Source organism: Methylovorus sp. MM2 (genome assembly GCF_001648895.1).
GTDB lineage: Bacteria > Pseudomonadota > Gammaproteobacteria > Burkholderiales > Methylophilaceae > MM1.
On record NZ_LXUF01000001.1, the window covers coordinates 477481 to 494208 of the forward strand.

The window sequence follows — 16728 nt, forward strand, 5'->3', positions numbered from 1 at the left end:
TTTAGCTTATGGTAGTTTTTCAAGGATCACGCCATTTTTGCCAAAGCTCGCTAATGCAAGTTCACGTGATATCTCACCAGAGGTATTTAGCCGGATCTTGCCCGTAAGGCCAGTAAACGATGCTGCCTGATTCGGATGTTGGGCAATGATGGTCAATAGTTTGTAAGCATCAACGCCTAATGCAAACCAGCGTTGCATCTCACCTGGCGGCAGATTGGCTGATTCAGTCTCATATGCCGTGACCGCCGTACTGCTGTCTTCAAGTAACCAAGGCATATCCACGAACCTGATAGCGGTTAAAGGCACATCGTCCGGATTTTGCAGAATCCCGCCAAAAATGTGTGATAAACCGAATGTCGGGGTCGCTGGGTCAAGGTAAGGCCGTAATGTGCGTGCTCCATCAGCATTGGCTGCCATGAATATCATATCAGAAGGGGTATTGCCGATATCTGTTTTGATGGTGCCCAAGTCGCTGGTTGGCGTCACGGCTATTTGTAATTTTATCTGACCGCCATCAGCTACCCATGCTTCACTGAATGTCTTTGCCATGCGATTTTCCAACGGGCCATCTACCATGACGATGGTGGCTGATTGCATGCCTAATCCGCGCGCTATTCTTACAATCTGTTGCGCTTCATTGTCTATGGATAATCCATAGGTATAAAGGTTGGGGGTTGGGGGTATGCCATCGGGATTATTCAGGGCAAGTGTCGGGATATTGATCTTGCCTTGCGCGAGCGCTGTGACTTCATCTCTGGTCAATGGGCCGACGATCAACTGAGCGCCTTCATTGACTGCGCGTTGGTAGATTGTAGCGATCTCATCAGGGGCGCCATTGCTGGCATATATTTTCACTTCAGCAGTATCTTTTTGGGTTGCTTGGGCGGCCATGAAGCCACGCTCAATCGCATCTGACGCCGCATAAAAAGACTCAACCAGATAAGGCAGAATAAGTGCGATATGGTTGCCAGATGTAGCTGTCTCCGGCGTGTTCACGGGCGCTTCTTTACTAGCGAGTTGTTCCAGTAAAGGCTGCGCTATAAATGCGATGGCAGGGTGATCGGGATAAGCCACTTGCCAGCTCTTAATCGCCTGAGCATTTAGCGTGGGAGATTTGATCACGATTGCAAGGTCTATCCAGCCTTGCATGGTGGTATTCACGCTATCGCCGCGCATATCCACCAGTATGTCCTTGGATATACGTGTTAATGCTTGCCATGATGTGGTCTGTAATGCCCTGATATCATCTTCATTAGTCAAATAGCGCTCCGCAAGCAGGCGTTCCTGTAATGCACGCGATCCATCCGTCTGATTGTCATAGGCTAGTGCCAAGCTTGCATGTAAACTTGCGTTTGCTGTTGGCGAAAGCGTTTTATCCGCCTGCAAGGGTAAGAGTAGAATGAAGGTCTGATTGTAATCTTGCGTACTCGCAGCGATATTGCCTGCTAGTAATTTTGCATAGGGTGAGTTGCTGGGGATATTGGCTAAAGCGACTTGAGCGCAGGCGATGTCAGGTTTTTTCAGGCAGGCCAAACCATCCATAAAATAAGATTCAGCATTGGGTCTGGTTTGTTCCTGCGGTGATGCTGGGTTATTGCTGGAGGCTGGTGCGGCCATCAGCAAGCTGATTCCGAATAACCATTGAATAACAATGAAAGTAAGTAAACGTTGAGTCATAGCGGTACATTATATGTTGTAGCCACGCCGATTGGAAATCTACAGGATATTACCTTGCGCGCGCTTGATATTCTGAAGACGGTAGATGTTGTGGCTGCTGAAGACACGCGCCATACCGCTGGCTTACTCTCGCATTTTGCGATTCAGAAAAAGCTGGTTGCGGTGCACGAACATAACGAGCACAAATCGGCTCTTCAACTTCTTGAAAGACTGCAATCGGGCGAATCCATTGCTTTGGTGACCGATGCTGGTACGCCAGGCATTAGCGACCCCGGCGCTGTCGTTGTCGATATCCTGCGGGATGCCGGTATTACCGTTGTGCCAATTCCGGGCGCAAGTGCTGTTATCGCTGCATTGTCAGCTTCCGGTATTACAGCGAATGGCTTCACTTTTTACGGATTTTTACCCGCAAGTGGAGCACAACGCCGACGCGTGCTTGAGGAGCTAAAGCCGCAAACTAACACTTTGGTATTCTACGAAGCACCTCACCGCATATTGGATAGCATTGCTGATATGGCAACGGTGTTAGGTGCCCAGCGTAGAGTGACGATAGCACGGGAATTGACTAAGACATTTGAGACGTTTCATCGATGTGCGCTAGGTAAAGCCCTTGCCTGGCTTGAAAGTGACACCAATCAGCAGCGTGGTGAGTTTGTGATCTTGGTTGAGGCAGAAGCCGCGAAAGAGGTTGCGGATATCAGCGAAGAAACGGAACGTGTATTAAAATTACTTTTGGTCGACCTGCCTTTAAAACAGGCGGTCAAGCTGGCGACAGAAATCACGGGTGCAAAGAAAAATGCACTTTACGAATATGCACTTCAATTACAGACAAAAAACAAAGCATGAATAAACTAACTTTGACCCGCCCAGACGATTGGCATCTTCACCTGCGAGATGCCGCTGCGCTTGCTGCCGTCTTGCCCGATGCAGTGCGACAATTCGCACGGGCGATCGTGATGCCCAATTTGCGCCCACCGATCACAACGGCTGATCTGGCGATCACCTATCGTGAACGTATATTGGCGGCGTTGCCAGAAGGTGCCGATTTCAAGCCATTGATGACTTTGTATCTGACTGATAAGACCTCGCCTGAAGAGATCATTCGTGCGAAAGCGAGTGGCATCGTTCATGGGATTAAACTCTATCCAGCCGGGGCTACGACTAATTCGGATTCTGGTGTTACCAATTTGGGGCATTGCGTCAGGGCTATTGAAATGATGGAGAAACTCGGTATGCCGTTGTTAGTGCATGCTGAAGTAACAGACGCGAATATTGATGTATTCGATAGGGAAAAAGTATTTATCGACCGAAATATGCAACCTCTATTGGAGCGCTTTCCAGCATTACGTGTCGTGTTTGAGCATATCACGACAAAAGATGCGGCAGATTTCGTCACCTCAGCCTCGGCAAATGTCGCGGCGACCATCACGGCACATCATTTATTGATGAACCGTAACGATCTATTTACAGGCGGTATTCGCCCACATCATTATTGTTTGCCAGTGCTTAAGCGAGAAGAACATCGTTTGGCTTTGGTTGAGGCTGCTACTTCGGGTAATCCTAAATTCTTTTTAGGCACCGACAGTGCGCCCCATGCAAAATCTGCAAAAGAAACCGATTGCGGCTGTGCCGGTATGTACACAGCCCATGCCGCTATTGAGCTATATGCGGAGGCATTTGATAACGCAGGGGCACTGGATAAACTCGAGGCTTTTGCTAGTTTTTATGGGGCGGATTTTTACGGATTAGAGCGTAATCAGGACAAGATCACGATCACTAAACAGCCGTGGACTGTGCCTGAAAGCATTCCATTCGCTGGCGATGTACTGGTACCGTTGCGCGCAGGTGAGAAGATCGAGTGGCGTATCGTGTGAGACGAGACGGACGCGCTGGATTAGAGCGCTGGTGTAATACTTTTAAAATTTAGATCTGCTCGGCATTTAATTTTCCAAGCACATCAGATTTGCCAAGCAATAGTGCAGAAGTGATCTTTAGGCTGCCCAGCTTTTGAAAAAAAGCTGTTGGAGGTCAGAAATATCTCATGATTAGGTGCCGGATTCTTAAAGTCCACAGACATCATCACGCTTAAAGCGGTGATCGTCACTATTGAAAAAGCGAATAGCTTTTTCGCCCATCGTTGATCATTGCTTGTCTTATAACCTGACAATGCCATACCTAGCCAGTAAATGCCAATCACTGCAGCAACAGCAAGATAACTGTTGCCCGCGTATCCACTGAAAGTCAGCATTAATGTGGCGATGACGAAGGCTACGATATAAAGCACAATATGCTTTTTCGTCGTTAAAATCCCTTTTTCTACAGGGAGTACAGGTATCGAAGCCGCACGGTAATCATTCAGGCGGAAGATGGCGATGGCGTATGAATGTGGCATTTGCCACAAGCTGAATATCACCAATAAAATCGCAGCGCCCATGTCGAACTGATTGCTTACTGCGCAATAGCCGATCACTGGCGGTGCCGCGCCAGATAGACTGCCAATTAATGTGCCATAGACAGAATTACGTTTGAGGTAAAGGCTGTAAAGCCCGACATAGATTAGAAAGCCGCCCAGCGAGAACATGACGGTCAGCAGATTGGTGGTTGCGTATAAGAGGGCGATGCCTGCGATACCAAGCGCACAACCGTAAATGATCGCGGCTGTGGGAGAGATCAATCCAAGAACGAGGACGCGGTTCTTGGTTCTCTCCATCTTCTTATCGATATCACGGTCGATGTAGTTATTCAATACACAGCCAGATGCGATCACAAGCGATATGCCGAGTGCAGTCGCAATGAATAAACTGAAATCGATATTGCCTTGAGAAGCAAGAAAGAATCCGCCGGCAACCGAAACCAGGTTGCCGAAGATGATCCCTGGTTTCGTAAGAAGTAGGTATTGCTTAAACATCAGATGGGCTTTTAGTGCCTCATCATATTGTGATTAAGGTGGAACATGATCCATAGAGAACCAATCACCACGATTGCGATAATCAAAATAGTAAACACAAAAGCCAGCACGTTCCAACGCTGCTCTGATGAGTTATTCATGTGCAGGAAGTAAACCAGATGTACTAATATCTGCACCACAGCGAATAGTACGACAGCAATTAGTGTCGCCTGCGGGGTGAAGCTTGGATGCATCACCAATGCGAAGGGGATAACCGTCAGAATGATCGATAATACAAAGCCTATGATGTAAGACTTAAGACTGCCGTGGCTTGCGCCTGCATTGTCAGTATGCCCGTGTGCCATTTACATCACTCCCATCAAATAAACTACAGTAAATACGCAGATCCACACAATATCCAAGAAGTGCCAGAACAGGCTCAGGCACATCAGGCGAGTATTGTTCGTTGGTGTCAGGCCGTTCTTCCAAACCTGCGCCATCATCAAGAGCATCCAGATCAGGCCGCAAGTTACGTGCAAGCCGTGAGTGCCTACTAATGTAAAGAAGGCTGAAAGGAATGCACTGCGATCAGGGCCGTGACCAGCTGCGATCATGTGATGAAATTCATTGATTTCCATGCCCACGAAACCCAGACCAAACAGGAAGGTAACCGCCAGCCATGCGATGACACGCTGTTTGTTGCCTTTGTGCTGCGCCAACATCGCCATGCCGTAAGTGATACTACTGAATAGCAAGAGGAACGTCTCGATCAGTACATAGTCCAGTTCGAAGATGTCTTTGCCTGTAGGGCCACCCGCGAAGCTTGTGCTGAGTACAGCAAAAGCCGCGAAGATCGACGCGAACAAAATACAGTCGGTCATCAGGTAGATCCAGAAGCCGAAGACTTTCATTTCACCAGCATCATGATGCCCATGCTCTGCGGCATGTGCGTGATTGTTACTTAAGGTTTCGCTCGACATAATTTACGCCTGACTCGCTTTTGCTTGAATATGTTGATTTTCGATCTTCTCGATCTCTTTCACTGGCACGTAGTAATCAATGTCAGTGTTATAGCTGCGCACAATGACAGTGACTAGCATACCGATAGTGCCAACGATTGCCAGCCACCAGATATGCCAGATTAATGCAAAGCCGAACACAAGGCTGAATGCGCTGATCACCAAACCTGCAGCCGCGTTTCTTGGCATATGAATCTCTTCATATGGCGCAGGTTTTTGATTAACAGTGCCGTCAGCTTTCATTGCCCAGTAAGCATCCAGCTCTTTTATAACTGGTGTGTGCGCAAAGTTATAGAAAGGTGGTGGTGATGAGGTCGACCACTCGAGTGTACGTCCACCCCATGGATCGCCTGTGATGTCGCGGTTTTTCTCGCGATCACGAATACTGACGAATATCTGTAGCAACTGGAATGCGATACCAAGTGCAACGATGAATGCCCCAGCTAGTGCGACCAATAATAACGGATGCCATGCCGGATTGTCGTAATGGTTCAGACGACGTGTCATGCCCATAAAACCGAGGATATAAAGTGGCACGAATGCAACGAAGAAACCGCTGATCCAGCAGTAAGCAGCATAACGACCAAGTTTTTCGTTCAGCTTGAAGCCGAATGCTTTCGGGAACCAGTAGGCAAAGCCTGCCAAGTAACCAAATACAACACCGCCGATGATCACGTTATGGAAGTGAGCGATCAGGAACAAGCTGTTATGCAATACAAAGTCTGCACCTGGTACGGCAAGCAGAACACCTGTCATACCACCGATGGTGAATGTGATCAGGAAGCCAAGCGTCCATATGATAGGTGTTGTGAATTCAACGCGGCCACGATACATGGTGAATAACCAGTTGAATATCTTCACGCCCGTCGGGATGGAAATGATCATCGTGGCGATACCGAAGAATGCATTGACGTTAGCGCCAGCGCCCATCGTAAAGAAGTGATGCAACCATACGATGAATGACAACACGGTAATGACGATGGTCGCCCACACGAGTGAGGTGTAGCCGAATAGTTTCTTCTTGGAGAACGTCGCGACGACTTCTGAGAAGATACCGAAGGCTGGCAGAATCAGAATATACACTTCAGGGTGACCCCACGCCCAGATCAGGTTGACGTACATCATCTGATTGCCGCCAAGCTCATTGGTGAAGAAGTGCATGCCCAAATATCGATCCAGTGTCAGTAATGCGATGGTGACTGTCAGGATAGGGAATGAGGCGAGAATCAATACGTTAGTACAGAGTGCTGTCCAAGTGAATACGGGCATTTTCATCAGTGACATGCCCGGCGCGCGCATCTTCATGATGGTGACGAAGAAGTTGACCCCCGTCAGTAGTGTCCCTATCCCCGATATCTGCAATGCCCATATCCAGTAATCAACACCTACCCCCGGACTGTACTCAAGCCCTGATAAAGGTGGGTAAGCCAACCAACCGGTTTGCGCGAACTCACCAACTCCAAGAGAGATGTTGATCAGCGCGACACCGACAACGAACAGCCAAAAGCTTAGCGAGTTCAGGAATGGGAATGCAACGTCACGCGCACCAATTTGCAGTGGCACAACGATGTTCATCAAGCCCACCATGAAAGGCATGGCCATGAAGAAGATCATGATCACACCATGTGCTGTAAATATCTGGTCATAGTGATGTGGCGGTAAAAAGCCTTCAGAGCCACCTGATGCCACAGCCAATTGTGTACGCATCATGATGGCATCGGCAAAACCGCGAATCAGCATCACAAGTGCGACGACGATATACATTACACCGATCTTTTTGTGATCCACAGAAGTGAGCCATTCAGACCACAGGTAATTCCATTTCTTGAAATAAGTGATCAAAGCCGTTAAGCCTAAACCACCAAGGAATATACCCAGTAGTGTGACTACAATAATCGGCTCGTGATAAGGAACCGCGTCTAAAGTTAATTTACCGAACATGATTACTCCTTGCTCTCTGTATGTGAGGGCATTTCCATGCCAGCATGTGTATATTTAGCGACGATGTCTTCATACAGATCAGGTTTGACTGTAGCGAATAGCTCGACTGGGTTGTCTTGAGATTTAACTTCTAGCGCGGCGTATTTTTCTGCGCTTAAAGTTTCTGAAGAAGCTTTGACTTTGCTTACCCAAGCATCGAAATCTTCTTGTGGCGTCACCAAAGTATCGAATTTCATGCCAGAAAAGCCGTGACCGCTATAGTTGGCTGAGATGCCTTTGTATGTGCCAGATTCATTGGCGATGAGGTGCAGTGTATTCTTCATGCCTGCCATGGCATAGATCTGACTACCAAGTTGCGGAATGAAGAATGAATTCATCACCGTACCTGAAGTGATCTGGAACTCAACTGGCACATTGACCGGGAAAGCAAGTTGGTTGACTGTCGCGATGCCTTGTTCAGGGTAGATGAACAGCCATTTCCAATCCAGAGAGACTACTTGAATCACGATTGGTTTTGCGTCCGAAACGATAGGCTTGCGTGGATCAAGGGAGTGCGTGGTCTCCCAAGTAATCGTGCCGAGTACCAGAATAATCAGTAGCGGCACTGTCCAAACGATGGCCTCAATCTTGTTTGAGTGTGACCAGTCCGGGGTGTAAGTTGCATCTTTATTCGATGCGCGATATCGCCATGCGAATACGACTGTCATGATGATGACCGGAATCACCACGATTAGCATGAGTAAGGTCGCCGTGATGATGAGGTTCTTCTCATCTACACCAATCTGGCCTTTAGGATCCAGTAGTGCCATGTCACAGCCGCTAAGCATAAGCGTGGCGTACAGGGATGACAGTAGGCCAAAAAGTTTGGGGTATCGCTTTTTAATCATTTCACCATCTCGAAGTTGAGGAGTTTGCGTTGCGCATGAGTTTAATCAATGCCGTCCATGTGCGATGGGGAACTGAATACCCCGCATGCATGAATGGTGAGCGGAGTAAAGGGAGTGTGTGACTTGAAGATGACATCCCGTAACTTGATAAACCCTAAAGATAACCAGCCTATTATATATGAACAAGCAGCTAGTTCTCAATCACGCCATCTACTTTAGCTGAATTTATTTAGCTTGCATTCTGGCCTGTGAATATGCGTGCAGGATGCGCATCGGCATGCCGTGTTAGAATGGCATCGGAAGCTGGCTAGGCAGTCGCCGCTTGCGCAAGCAGGGGGAGGAAAGTCCGGGCTCCATAGAGCGGGATGACGGCTAACGGCCGTACGCAGCAACTTTTATATCGCAAGATATAAAGGCCAAGGCGAGGAATAGGGCCACAGAGACGAGCGTATTTAGTTACGGTGAAACGCGGTAACCTCCATCCGGAGCAAGGCCAAATAGGGTAGTAATGGCGTGGCTCGCGCTGCTACCGGGTAGGCTGCTTGAGCGCATGAGTAATTGTGCGCCTAGATGAATGACTGCTATCCGCAGAAATGCGGCACAGAACCCGGCTTATCGGCCAGCTTCCTTCTTTATATTCAAACTCCGCACGACAAAATCAAGCGCTTCGCTAATAGTCCTGATAAAGCACTTTCACTTAAAACGCTATCCCATTAATTATTAAGGGATTATTTTTTCGAGCAATTCTCGCTAAGTCATTGTCCCGTAAAGGAAAAATCATAAAAAAGGGCTTGCATCGCCCATTTTTTTTAACTATAGTGATCGGAAGTGGGGAAAAGTGGGTTTTTGTGGGAATTCTGGTCGGATTGTGAAGCTCATCTCCAAGTTTAGTTGATAGTCCGGCCAGGACTTCTTGCGGTTAAAACGCTTCGCTTCTGTCATTAAAGGGGTTTCATGTTTCGCGGTGCTACATCTTTAAATCTTGATGCAAAAGGTCGGCTTGCTGTGCCAGCTAAGCATCGCGACGCCCTGCAAGTGCAGTGTGCCGGCAACCTTGTGCTCACCGCGCATCCGCACCGTTGCCTGCTTTTATATCCTCAACCCGCATGGGAGCCTATTCAGGCGAAGATGATGTCCCTTTCCAGTTTCGATAAGCAATCCAGTGCGTTGCAACGCTTATTGGTTGGTTTTGCTGAGGATATCGATATGGATAACGCAGGCAGGATTCTGGTTTCCCCCGTGTTGCGGGAATTCGCTAGCCTTGAGAAGCAGGCGATGCTAGTCGGGCAAGGCAGTCATTTCGAATTGTGGAGTATGGATGCATGGCGTGCGCAATTGGAGCGCGCTATCGCGAATGAAGATATGGCGTTGCCCGCCGAGCTTGAAGGATTCTCCCTGTGAGCGCGCATGCTCACACCGCCCCTGATCTGTCTGTATCGCAACATATCCCGGTTTTATTGGATGAGGCAATCGACGCGTTGGCTATCAAGCCAGCGGGTACTTATGTGGATGGCACATTTGGCCGTGGTGGGCATAGCCGCAAGATTCTTTCAGCGCTTGGGGCGAATGGCCGTTTGATTGCGCTTGATCGGGATTTGTCTGCGATCAAGTCTGCTGAGGCGATTAAAGATGAGCGCTTTCAGATAAAGCATAGCCACTTTGCATCGATTAAAAAGGCTTTGCTGGAGGCGGGTATTGAGCAGGTGGATGGCATTCTGCTGGATATCGGCATCTCTTCGCCGCAGATCGACGAGGGTGAGCGTGGGTTTAGTTTTAGGTTCGATGGTCCATTGGATATGCGTATGGACCAGAGTCGCGGACAAACAGCGGCCGAATTCCTGGGGGTGGTGTCCGAGCAACAACTTATAGGGGTGATAAAAGATTATGGTGAAGAACGGTTTGCTAAGCAGATTGCAAGGGCGATTATTGCGGCGCGCACAGGGGGGGATGGCATCACCACTACAGGACAACTTGCCAAGGTCGTGGCAGGGGCGGTCCCAAAAATCGAACCTGGGCAAGACCCGGCGACGCGCACCTTTCAAGCTTTACGGATTTTCATCAATCAGGAGCTTGAAGAGTTGTCGTTAGTTTTACCTCAATGCTTGGACTTGCTGGCGCCTGAAGGGCGCTTGGCTGTCATTAGCTTTCATTCGCTGGAAGATCGCATCGTGAAAAGATTCGTCAAAAGTGAGCAGGATAGGGACGACCTGCCTGCAAACTTTCCGGTGCGTGCAAAAGACTTGCCGCAACCGCGCATGGTGGCTGTGGGGCGTGCGGTTAAACCGAGCGCTGCCGAGATCAAGCGTAACCCACGTTCACGTAGTGCTGTATTGCGCGTGGCGGAGCGAACTCATGTTGCGTAATCACGTGGTGAGTGGGTTAATCAGATGACAAGACTTAACTTGATCTTGTTCTTTGTGTTGATCGTTACCGCGCTCGGTACGATCACGGCTCAGCATAAGTCGCGCAAACTATATATAGAGTTGCAACAACATGAAGATGCGGCCAAGCAATACGATGTTGAATGGGGGCAATTGCAGCTAGAGCAAAGTACTTGGGCGATGCATGCTCGTATTGAGCAGATTGCCAGCCAGTCTTTACATATGCAGGTGCCTGATCCTAAGCGTGTGCAAGTCGTGCTACCCAATCAGGTGAATCGATGAGAACTGGGACGCTACCGCAACATATCATCCGATTGCCGGCTTGGCGTCGTCGGGTGCTATTGATCATTGTGCTGAGCGGATTCGCTGTGTTAGTCGGCAGGGGCGTGTATTTGCAAAGCCTGCATAAGGGATTTTTGCAAAAAGAGGGCGATGCGAGATATAGCCGGGCGATCAAACTTTCCGCGCATCGTGGCATGATTACAGACCGTTATGGTGAGCCTCTGGCGATCAGTACGCCTGTTGAATCCATTTGGGCGAATCCAACAGACGTCAACGCGACGACTGAACAGATTGGTAAATTGAGTAAATTACTCGACCTGAAACCGGCAGAGTTGAGCAAGAAGCTTGCTAATAATCAACGCGAATTTGTCTATGTAAAACGCAGGGTATCGCCAGAGCTTGCGCAACAGGTCATGCGCTTGAATATCGCCGGTGTATTTATGCAGCGCGAATATCGCCGTTATTATCCAGGCGGTGAAGTAACTACTCACTTGGTCGGTTTTACCGGTATTGATGAGAATGGACAGGAAGGCTACGAGCTGCAATATCAGGATTGGCTGTCAGGTAAGCCAGGTAGTCGCCGTGTCATCAAGGATCGCCAAGGTCATATCATTGAAGATTTAGAAGCAGTTAAGGTGCCGCAGGATGGGCATGATCTTGCCTTGTCGATCGACCGTAAGATCCAATATCTGGCCTATCGTGAATTGGCGCATGCCGTTGAAATAAATAAAGCGAAGGCTGGTTCTGCCATTGTGCTGGATGCCAAAACCGGTGAAGTGCTGGCAATGGTGAATTTGCCGACGTATAACCCGAATAATCCGGTGAATATGGCGGGTAGGTCACGTAATCGTGCGATTGTTGATACCTTTGAACCGGGCTCAACACTTAAACCGGTATCTGTTGGTGCTGCGCTAGAGTCGGGGCATTTTAAGCCGGATAGTCTGGTACAGACTGCGCCTGGTAGCTTTAAAATCGGCCCGGCCACTATTCATGATGCGCACACTGAGGGTCTGCTTACAGTGTCTCAGGTGATACAAAAGTCCTCCAATGTAGGTTCGGCCAAAATGGCCCTTACGCTTGAGCCGCAATATTTATGGAGTGTGTTTAACCGAATCGGTTTTGGTACACCTACCCATATCGGTTTCCCCGGTGAGGCTTCTGGCCGTTTGCGTAATTACAAGACATGGCGCCCTATTGAGCAGGCGACTATGTCTTTTGGGCATGGGATCAGTCTGACTTTATTACAGTTGGCACGTGCTTACACTGTATTTGCGAATGATGGCGAGTTGCGCCCGGTATCTTTGCTCAAACTGAAAGATGTGCCGGTGGGGCAGCAGGTATTCTCTGCGCAAACCGCGCACCAAATCAAGGATATGTTGGAGTTGGTGGTGCAGCCGGGCGGCACTGCGCCACGTGCGCAAGTGCTTGGTTATCGCGTGGCTGGTAAAACCGGAACTGCGCATAAGCTCGGCCCGGGTGGATACTTGGCGGATAAATATGTGGCTTCGTTTGTTGGCATGGCACCTGCGTCTAATCCGCGCTTGATTATCGCGGTGATGATCGATGAACCGAGTAACGGTAGTTATTACGGTGGTGCAGTTGCGGCACCCGTATTTAGCTCTGTAATGGCGGGTGCCTTGCGTATGTTGGCAATACCGCAAGATGCGCCAAACAACAATATCGTAATACCGCCTGAGAATGCGCCAGAGATCAAGGAGGTGGTATGACGACCTCTCTTTCTGAAGTACTTCAGGCTGCAAACGGCTTGACCTCTGATAGTCGTAAAGTCAAAGCCGGTGACGTTTTTGTGGCCTACTCGGGCGATAGCCATGATGGCCGTCATTTCATACCGCAAGCGATAGCCCAGGGCGCTGCTGCCGTGGTGTGGGAGCCGCAAGGATTTAGCTGGAATAACGAGTGGCGGCTTAAGCATGTTGCGGTTCCGGGTTTGCGGAAAACTGTAGGCAATATCGCAGATACGTTCTATGGCGAGCCATCGCAAAAGATGTGGGTGATTGGAGTAACTGGCACGAATGGCAAAACCTCATGCAGCCACTGGCTAGCGCAGGCATTGAATATCCTGAATCGTAAAACTGCCGTTGTTGGTACTCTTGGCAATGGGTTTATCAATGCCTTGTCTACTGCGATCAACACAACACCAGACCCGATACTTTTACATGGCATGTTGGCCGAATATTTGAAGCAAGGTGCACAGGCCATCGCGATGGAAGTCTCATCCCACGGATTGGATCAGGGGCGTGTCAGCGGTGTGCACTTTAATGTGGCTGTGCTTACAAATCTATCTCGTGACCATTTGGATTATCACGGGGATATGAATGCTTATGCCGCTGCTAAAAGATCACTATTTGCATGGGATGGCTTGGCGTGTGCTGTACTAAATGCCGATGATGTATTTGGTCGTGAGATCGCCCAAGAAATGCTGCAACGAGGTAAGCGTGTGCTTACTTATGGGTTGGATGCGGGAAATGTTCGCGGTACAGCATTACGTTTTAATGAGCATGGATTGAGCATGCATGTAGAGACGCCATTCGGTGGTGCAGATATTCAGGTTGGCGTGGTTGGGCGCTTCAATGCCTACAACGTATTGGCTGTGCTAACCGGCTTGCTGGTGTCTGATGTGGGCTTAAGTGATGCTGTCAATGCGATTGGTCAGTTAAAACCGGTGGCTGGCCGTATGCAGCAATATGGCGGCCAAGGTAAACCAGTAGTGGTGATCGATTATGCGCACACTCCAGATGCGCTTGAGAAAGTGCTAGCGGCACTGCGCGAGCAAGTGAGCGGCAAACTCGTGTGTGTGTTCGGGTGCGGTGGCGATCGTGATGCAGGTAAACGTCCCTTGATGGGCGCTGTTGCTGCGCAGTTGGCAGATGAAGTGGTAGTGACTACTGATAACCCTCGCCATGAAAAACCTGCGGAGATCATTAGCCAGATTCTTGGAGGCATAGATCAAGTCCCTTATGTCGAGATCGATAGAGAAACTGCGATCAACTTTGCTATCAGTAATGCCCAGCAGGGTGATGTTGTATTGGTTGCCGGTAAGGGGCATGAAGATTATCAGGATATCGCCGGCACGAAACATCCATTCAGCGATGAAGCCGTTGTAAAAGCAGCGCTTAATCAATATATAGGGCGGCCATCATGATGCGCCTATCTGAAGCGGCAAAAGCGCTTAATGGAAAGCTTATTGGTGAGGATGTCTTGTTCACTAGCATAGGTACCGATAGCCGCGCGATTGTAAAAGACCAATTGTTTGTGGCGCTCCGTGGTGAGCATTTCGATGGCAATGTCTATGCGCAAGAATCTATAGAAAAAGGCGCAGCAGCAGCGATGGTCTCGGACGACGCCCTCGATTTATCTGCTGGCTTGCAAGTGAGCGATACGCGATTGGCTTTGGGGCAGTTAGCAGCTTATTGGCGTAATAAATTTGATATTCCTTTAGCGGCTATCACCGGTAGCAATGGCAAGACTACCGTCAAAGAGATGCTGGCATCTATCTTACATGCGGCTGAAAGCGAATCTGCTGTGTTGTCGACCAAAGGCAACTTTAATAACGATATCGGTTTGCCACTGACCTTGCTGAAATTACGGAGCGAGCATCGCTATGCCGTGGCTGAGATGGGCATGAATCATTTGGGCGAGATTAGCTATCTGACCAAGATTGGCCGCCCGACAGTTGCGCTGATTAACAATGCGACTACGGCTCATGTGGGCGAGCTTGGTTCAGTCGAGATGATTGCACATGCCAAAGGCGAGATATTTGAAGGTCTCGCAGATGATGGCACGGCCATTATTAATGCCGATGATACGTTTGCGCCTTTATGGAAGACACTTGCAGGCAAGCGCCATATCACGACATTTGGCGTGGATGCGGTTGCTGATGTGAGTGCCGACTATCAGTTGGATAGTGATGGCAGTAGCTTGCATGTGCGGACACCATCCGGTGATATTGCTATCCGCTTACCTGTTGCAGGCTTGCACAATGTACGTAACGCACTGGCTGCGACTGCGGCAGCGCTTGCAATGGGCGTGAACCTAGCGAAGGTGAAGCAAGGTCTTGAGTCATTTGGTGGCGTTAAAGGCCGCTTGCAGCATAAAGCTGGCATCAATGGCGCCTTGGTGATCGATGATACTTATAACGCAAACCCTGCTTCTATGCGTGCCGCAATCGATGTCTTGGCAGCACGGAGTGGTAATAAGTTGCTCGTCCTTGGTGATATGGGTGAATTAGGTGATGACGCCTCGGCCATGCATACCAGCATCGGCCAGTATGCCAAACAATCTGGCATCTCCACTTTATATACGTTAGGTGAGTTAAGTCGTGACATGGCTGCGGCTTTTGGGGCGAATGCGCAACATTTTGATACTCCTGAGACGCTCGCAGCAAGTGTCGCGAAATCAATGACTACTCATTCGACTGTGCTGGTGAAGGGTTCGCGCTTTATGCGGATGGAACGTGTCGTTGGCTTGTTGGTTCAAGCAGATGAACAAAATATAAAAGCAAATATAAAAGATGGAGGAGCCCACTAATGTTGTTGGAACTCGCACGTTGGTTAGCCCACGATATACGTGGATTTAATGTATTCAACTACATCACATTGCGCGCGGTGATGGCTACTCTTACCGCATTGGGTATCTCGTTTCTGGTCGGGCCTGTGCTGATTCGTAAGCTTACTCAATATAAAGTAGGGCAATCGGTACGTGATGATGGCCCGCAGACGCATCTGGTGAAAGCAGGTACACCAACCATGGGCGGTACGCTGATTCTGGTAGCGATTGCGATATCGACCTTGTTGTGGGCCGATCTGGAAAATCGTTTCGTCTGGGTCGTGCTGATCGTGACCTTGGGTTTTGGTATTATTGGTTTCGTCGATGACTGGCGCAAGGTGGTCTACCGTAACCCTAAAGGTTTATCTGCTAAAGAAAAGTATTTCTGGCAAACCGTATTAGGCTTTGGTGCCGCTGCCTATCTTTGGTCTACCGCTACGACGTCTGCTGAGACGACTTTAATCATTCCATTCTTCAAAACAGTCGTGTTACCTCTTGGAGCAGTTGGCTTCATCGTGCTGACCTATCTGGTGATCGTTGGTAGCAGCAATGCGGTGAATCTGACAGATGGTTTGGATGGTCTTGCCATCATGCCAACTGTACTGGTAAGCAGTGCGCTAGCAGTATTTGCTTATGTGGCAGGTCACCTGTATTTCTCAAAATACCTCGGCATCCCATATGTGCCGGGCGCAGGCGAGCTGGCGGTGTTCTGCGCTGCGATGGCGGGCGCTGGTCTTGGTTTCTTGTGGTTCAACGCTTACCCGGCAGAGGTTTTCATGGGCGATGTTGGCGCGCTTGCCTTGGGTGCTGCGCTTGGTGTCGTTGCCGTCATCGTCAGGCAAGAAATCGTACTTTTTATCATGGGTGGCGTGTTCGTGATGGAGACACTATCGGTCGCCACACAGGTGACTTATTTCAAGTACACGAAAAAACGCTATGGAGAAGGGCGGCGCATATTCCTCATGGCCCCCTTGCATCACCATTATGAACAAAAAGGCTGGAAAGAGACGCAGGTCGTCGTCCGGTTCTGGATCATCACCATGATGCTGGTATTGGTTGGCCTTTCTACATTGAAGTTGAGATAGCAG

The 16728-nt window shown here is 49.2% G+C and carries 15 protein-coding genes and 1 other RNA gene; 10 read left to right on the plus strand and 6 right to left on the minus strand.

Annotated features, from left to right (window positions below; translation table 11 throughout):
- Positions 1-6 precede the first annotated feature (6 nt).
- The gene (locus A7981_RS02160) at positions 7-1677 is read right to left on the minus strand and encodes a penicillin-binding protein activator (RefSeq protein WP_082889185.1); all 1671 of its coding nucleotides are present in this window, start codon (positions 1675-1677) and stop codon (positions 7-9) included.
- On the opposite strand from A7981_RS02160, the gene rsmI reads away from it, so the two are divergent.
- Positions 1669-2523 (plus strand): 16S rRNA (cytidine(1402)-2'-O)-methyltransferase, encoded by an 855-nt coding sequence (gene rsmI, locus A7981_RS02165; RefSeq protein ID WP_067263383.1) that lies wholly within the window; start codon positions 1669-1671, stop codon positions 2521-2523. The genes A7981_RS02160 and rsmI overlap by 9 nt on opposite strands.
- Entirely contained in the window at positions 2520-3551 is a 1032-nt protein-coding gene (gene pyrC, locus A7981_RS02170; protein ID WP_067263386.1) for a dihydroorotase, read from the plus strand. The genes rsmI and pyrC overlap by 4 nt, the downstream gene beginning before the upstream one ends.
- 83 nt (positions 3552-3634) lie before the next feature.
- On the opposite strand, the gene cyoE is transcribed toward pyrC, so the two are convergent.
- The 5 genes from cyoE to cyoA are packed head-to-tail and all read right to left on the minus strand — an operon-like array spanning position 3635 to position 8411.
- Positions 3635-4585: a heme o synthase gene (gene cyoE, locus A7981_RS02175; protein WP_082889186.1), complete on the minus strand. Its 951-nt coding sequence runs from the start codon at positions 4583-4585 to the stop codon at positions 3635-3637.
- Positions 4586-4596: 11 nt separating this feature from the next.
- A complete protein-coding gene (locus A7981_RS02180) occupies positions 4597-4929 on the minus strand; it encodes a cytochrome o ubiquinol oxidase subunit IV (RefSeq protein ID WP_067263389.1) in 333 nt (110 codons plus the stop codon).
- Complete coding sequence (locus tag A7981_RS02185; protein ID WP_067263393.1) at positions 4930-5544, minus strand: cytochrome o ubiquinol oxidase subunit III; 615 nt, start codon at positions 5542-5544, stop codon at positions 4930-4932.
- A gap of 3 nt (positions 5545-5547) precedes the next feature.
- Positions 5548-7524, minus strand: a complete 1977-nt coding sequence (gene cyoB / locus A7981_RS02190) for a cytochrome o ubiquinol oxidase subunit I (protein ID WP_067263396.1) — start codon at positions 7522-7524, stop codon at positions 5548-5550.
- 2 nt (positions 7525-7526) lie between these two features.
- Positions 7527-8411: a ubiquinol oxidase subunit II gene (cyoA, locus tag A7981_RS02195; protein WP_067263399.1), complete on the minus strand. Its 885-nt coding sequence runs from the start codon at positions 8409-8411 to the stop codon at positions 7527-7529.
- A gap of 299 nt (positions 8412-8710) precedes the next feature.
- Here cyoA and rnpB point away from each other — a divergent pair.
- From rnpB to mraY, 8 genes are all read left to right on the plus strand, one after another.
- Positions 8711-9042, plus strand: an RNA gene (rnpB, locus tag A7981_RS02200) — RNase P RNA component class A.
- Positions 9043-9365: 323 nt separating this feature from the next.
- A complete protein-coding gene (gene mraZ / locus A7981_RS02205; RefSeq protein WP_067263401.1) occupies positions 9366-9812 on the plus strand; it encodes a division/cell wall cluster transcriptional repressor MraZ in 447 nt (148 codons plus the stop codon).
- The gene (rsmH, locus tag A7981_RS02210; RefSeq protein WP_067263403.1) at positions 9809-10774 is read left to right on the plus strand and encodes a 16S rRNA (cytosine(1402)-N(4))-methyltransferase RsmH; all 966 of its coding nucleotides are present in this window, start codon (positions 9809-9811) and stop codon (positions 10772-10774) included. The genes mraZ and rsmH overlap by 4 nt, the downstream gene beginning before the upstream one ends.
- A 24-nt stretch (positions 10775-10798) precedes the next feature.
- Positions 10799-11074: a cell division protein FtsL gene (ftsL, locus tag A7981_RS02215; RefSeq protein ID WP_067263406.1), complete on the plus strand. Its 276-nt coding sequence runs from the start codon at positions 10799-10801 to the stop codon at positions 11072-11074.
- Positions 11071-12801 carry a penicillin-binding protein 2 gene (locus A7981_RS02220; protein WP_067263409.1) on the plus strand — a complete coding sequence of 577 codons (1731 nt, stop codon included), beginning with the start codon at positions 11071-11073 and terminating at the stop codon, positions 12799-12801. Before ftsL ends, A7981_RS02220 begins: the two co-directional genes overlap by 4 nt.
- A complete protein-coding gene (locus A7981_RS02225; RefSeq protein ID WP_067263413.1) occupies positions 12798-14237 on the plus strand; it encodes a UDP-N-acetylmuramoyl-L-alanyl-D-glutamate--2,6-diaminopimelate ligase in 1440 nt (479 codons plus the stop codon). The genes A7981_RS02220 and A7981_RS02225 overlap by 4 nt, the downstream gene beginning before the upstream one ends.
- The gene (murF, locus tag A7981_RS02230) at positions 14234-15622 is read left to right on the plus strand and encodes a UDP-N-acetylmuramoyl-tripeptide--D-alanyl-D-alanine ligase (protein WP_067263417.1); all 1389 of its coding nucleotides are present in this window, start codon (positions 14234-14236) and stop codon (positions 15620-15622) included. The genes A7981_RS02225 and murF overlap by 4 nt, the downstream gene beginning before the upstream one ends.
- Complete coding sequence (mraY, locus tag A7981_RS02235; protein WP_067263420.1) at positions 15622-16725, plus strand: phospho-N-acetylmuramoyl-pentapeptide-transferase; 1104 nt, start codon at positions 15622-15624, stop codon at positions 16723-16725. The genes murF and mraY overlap by 1 nt, the downstream gene beginning before the upstream one ends.
- Positions 16726-16728 lie beyond the last annotated feature (3 nt).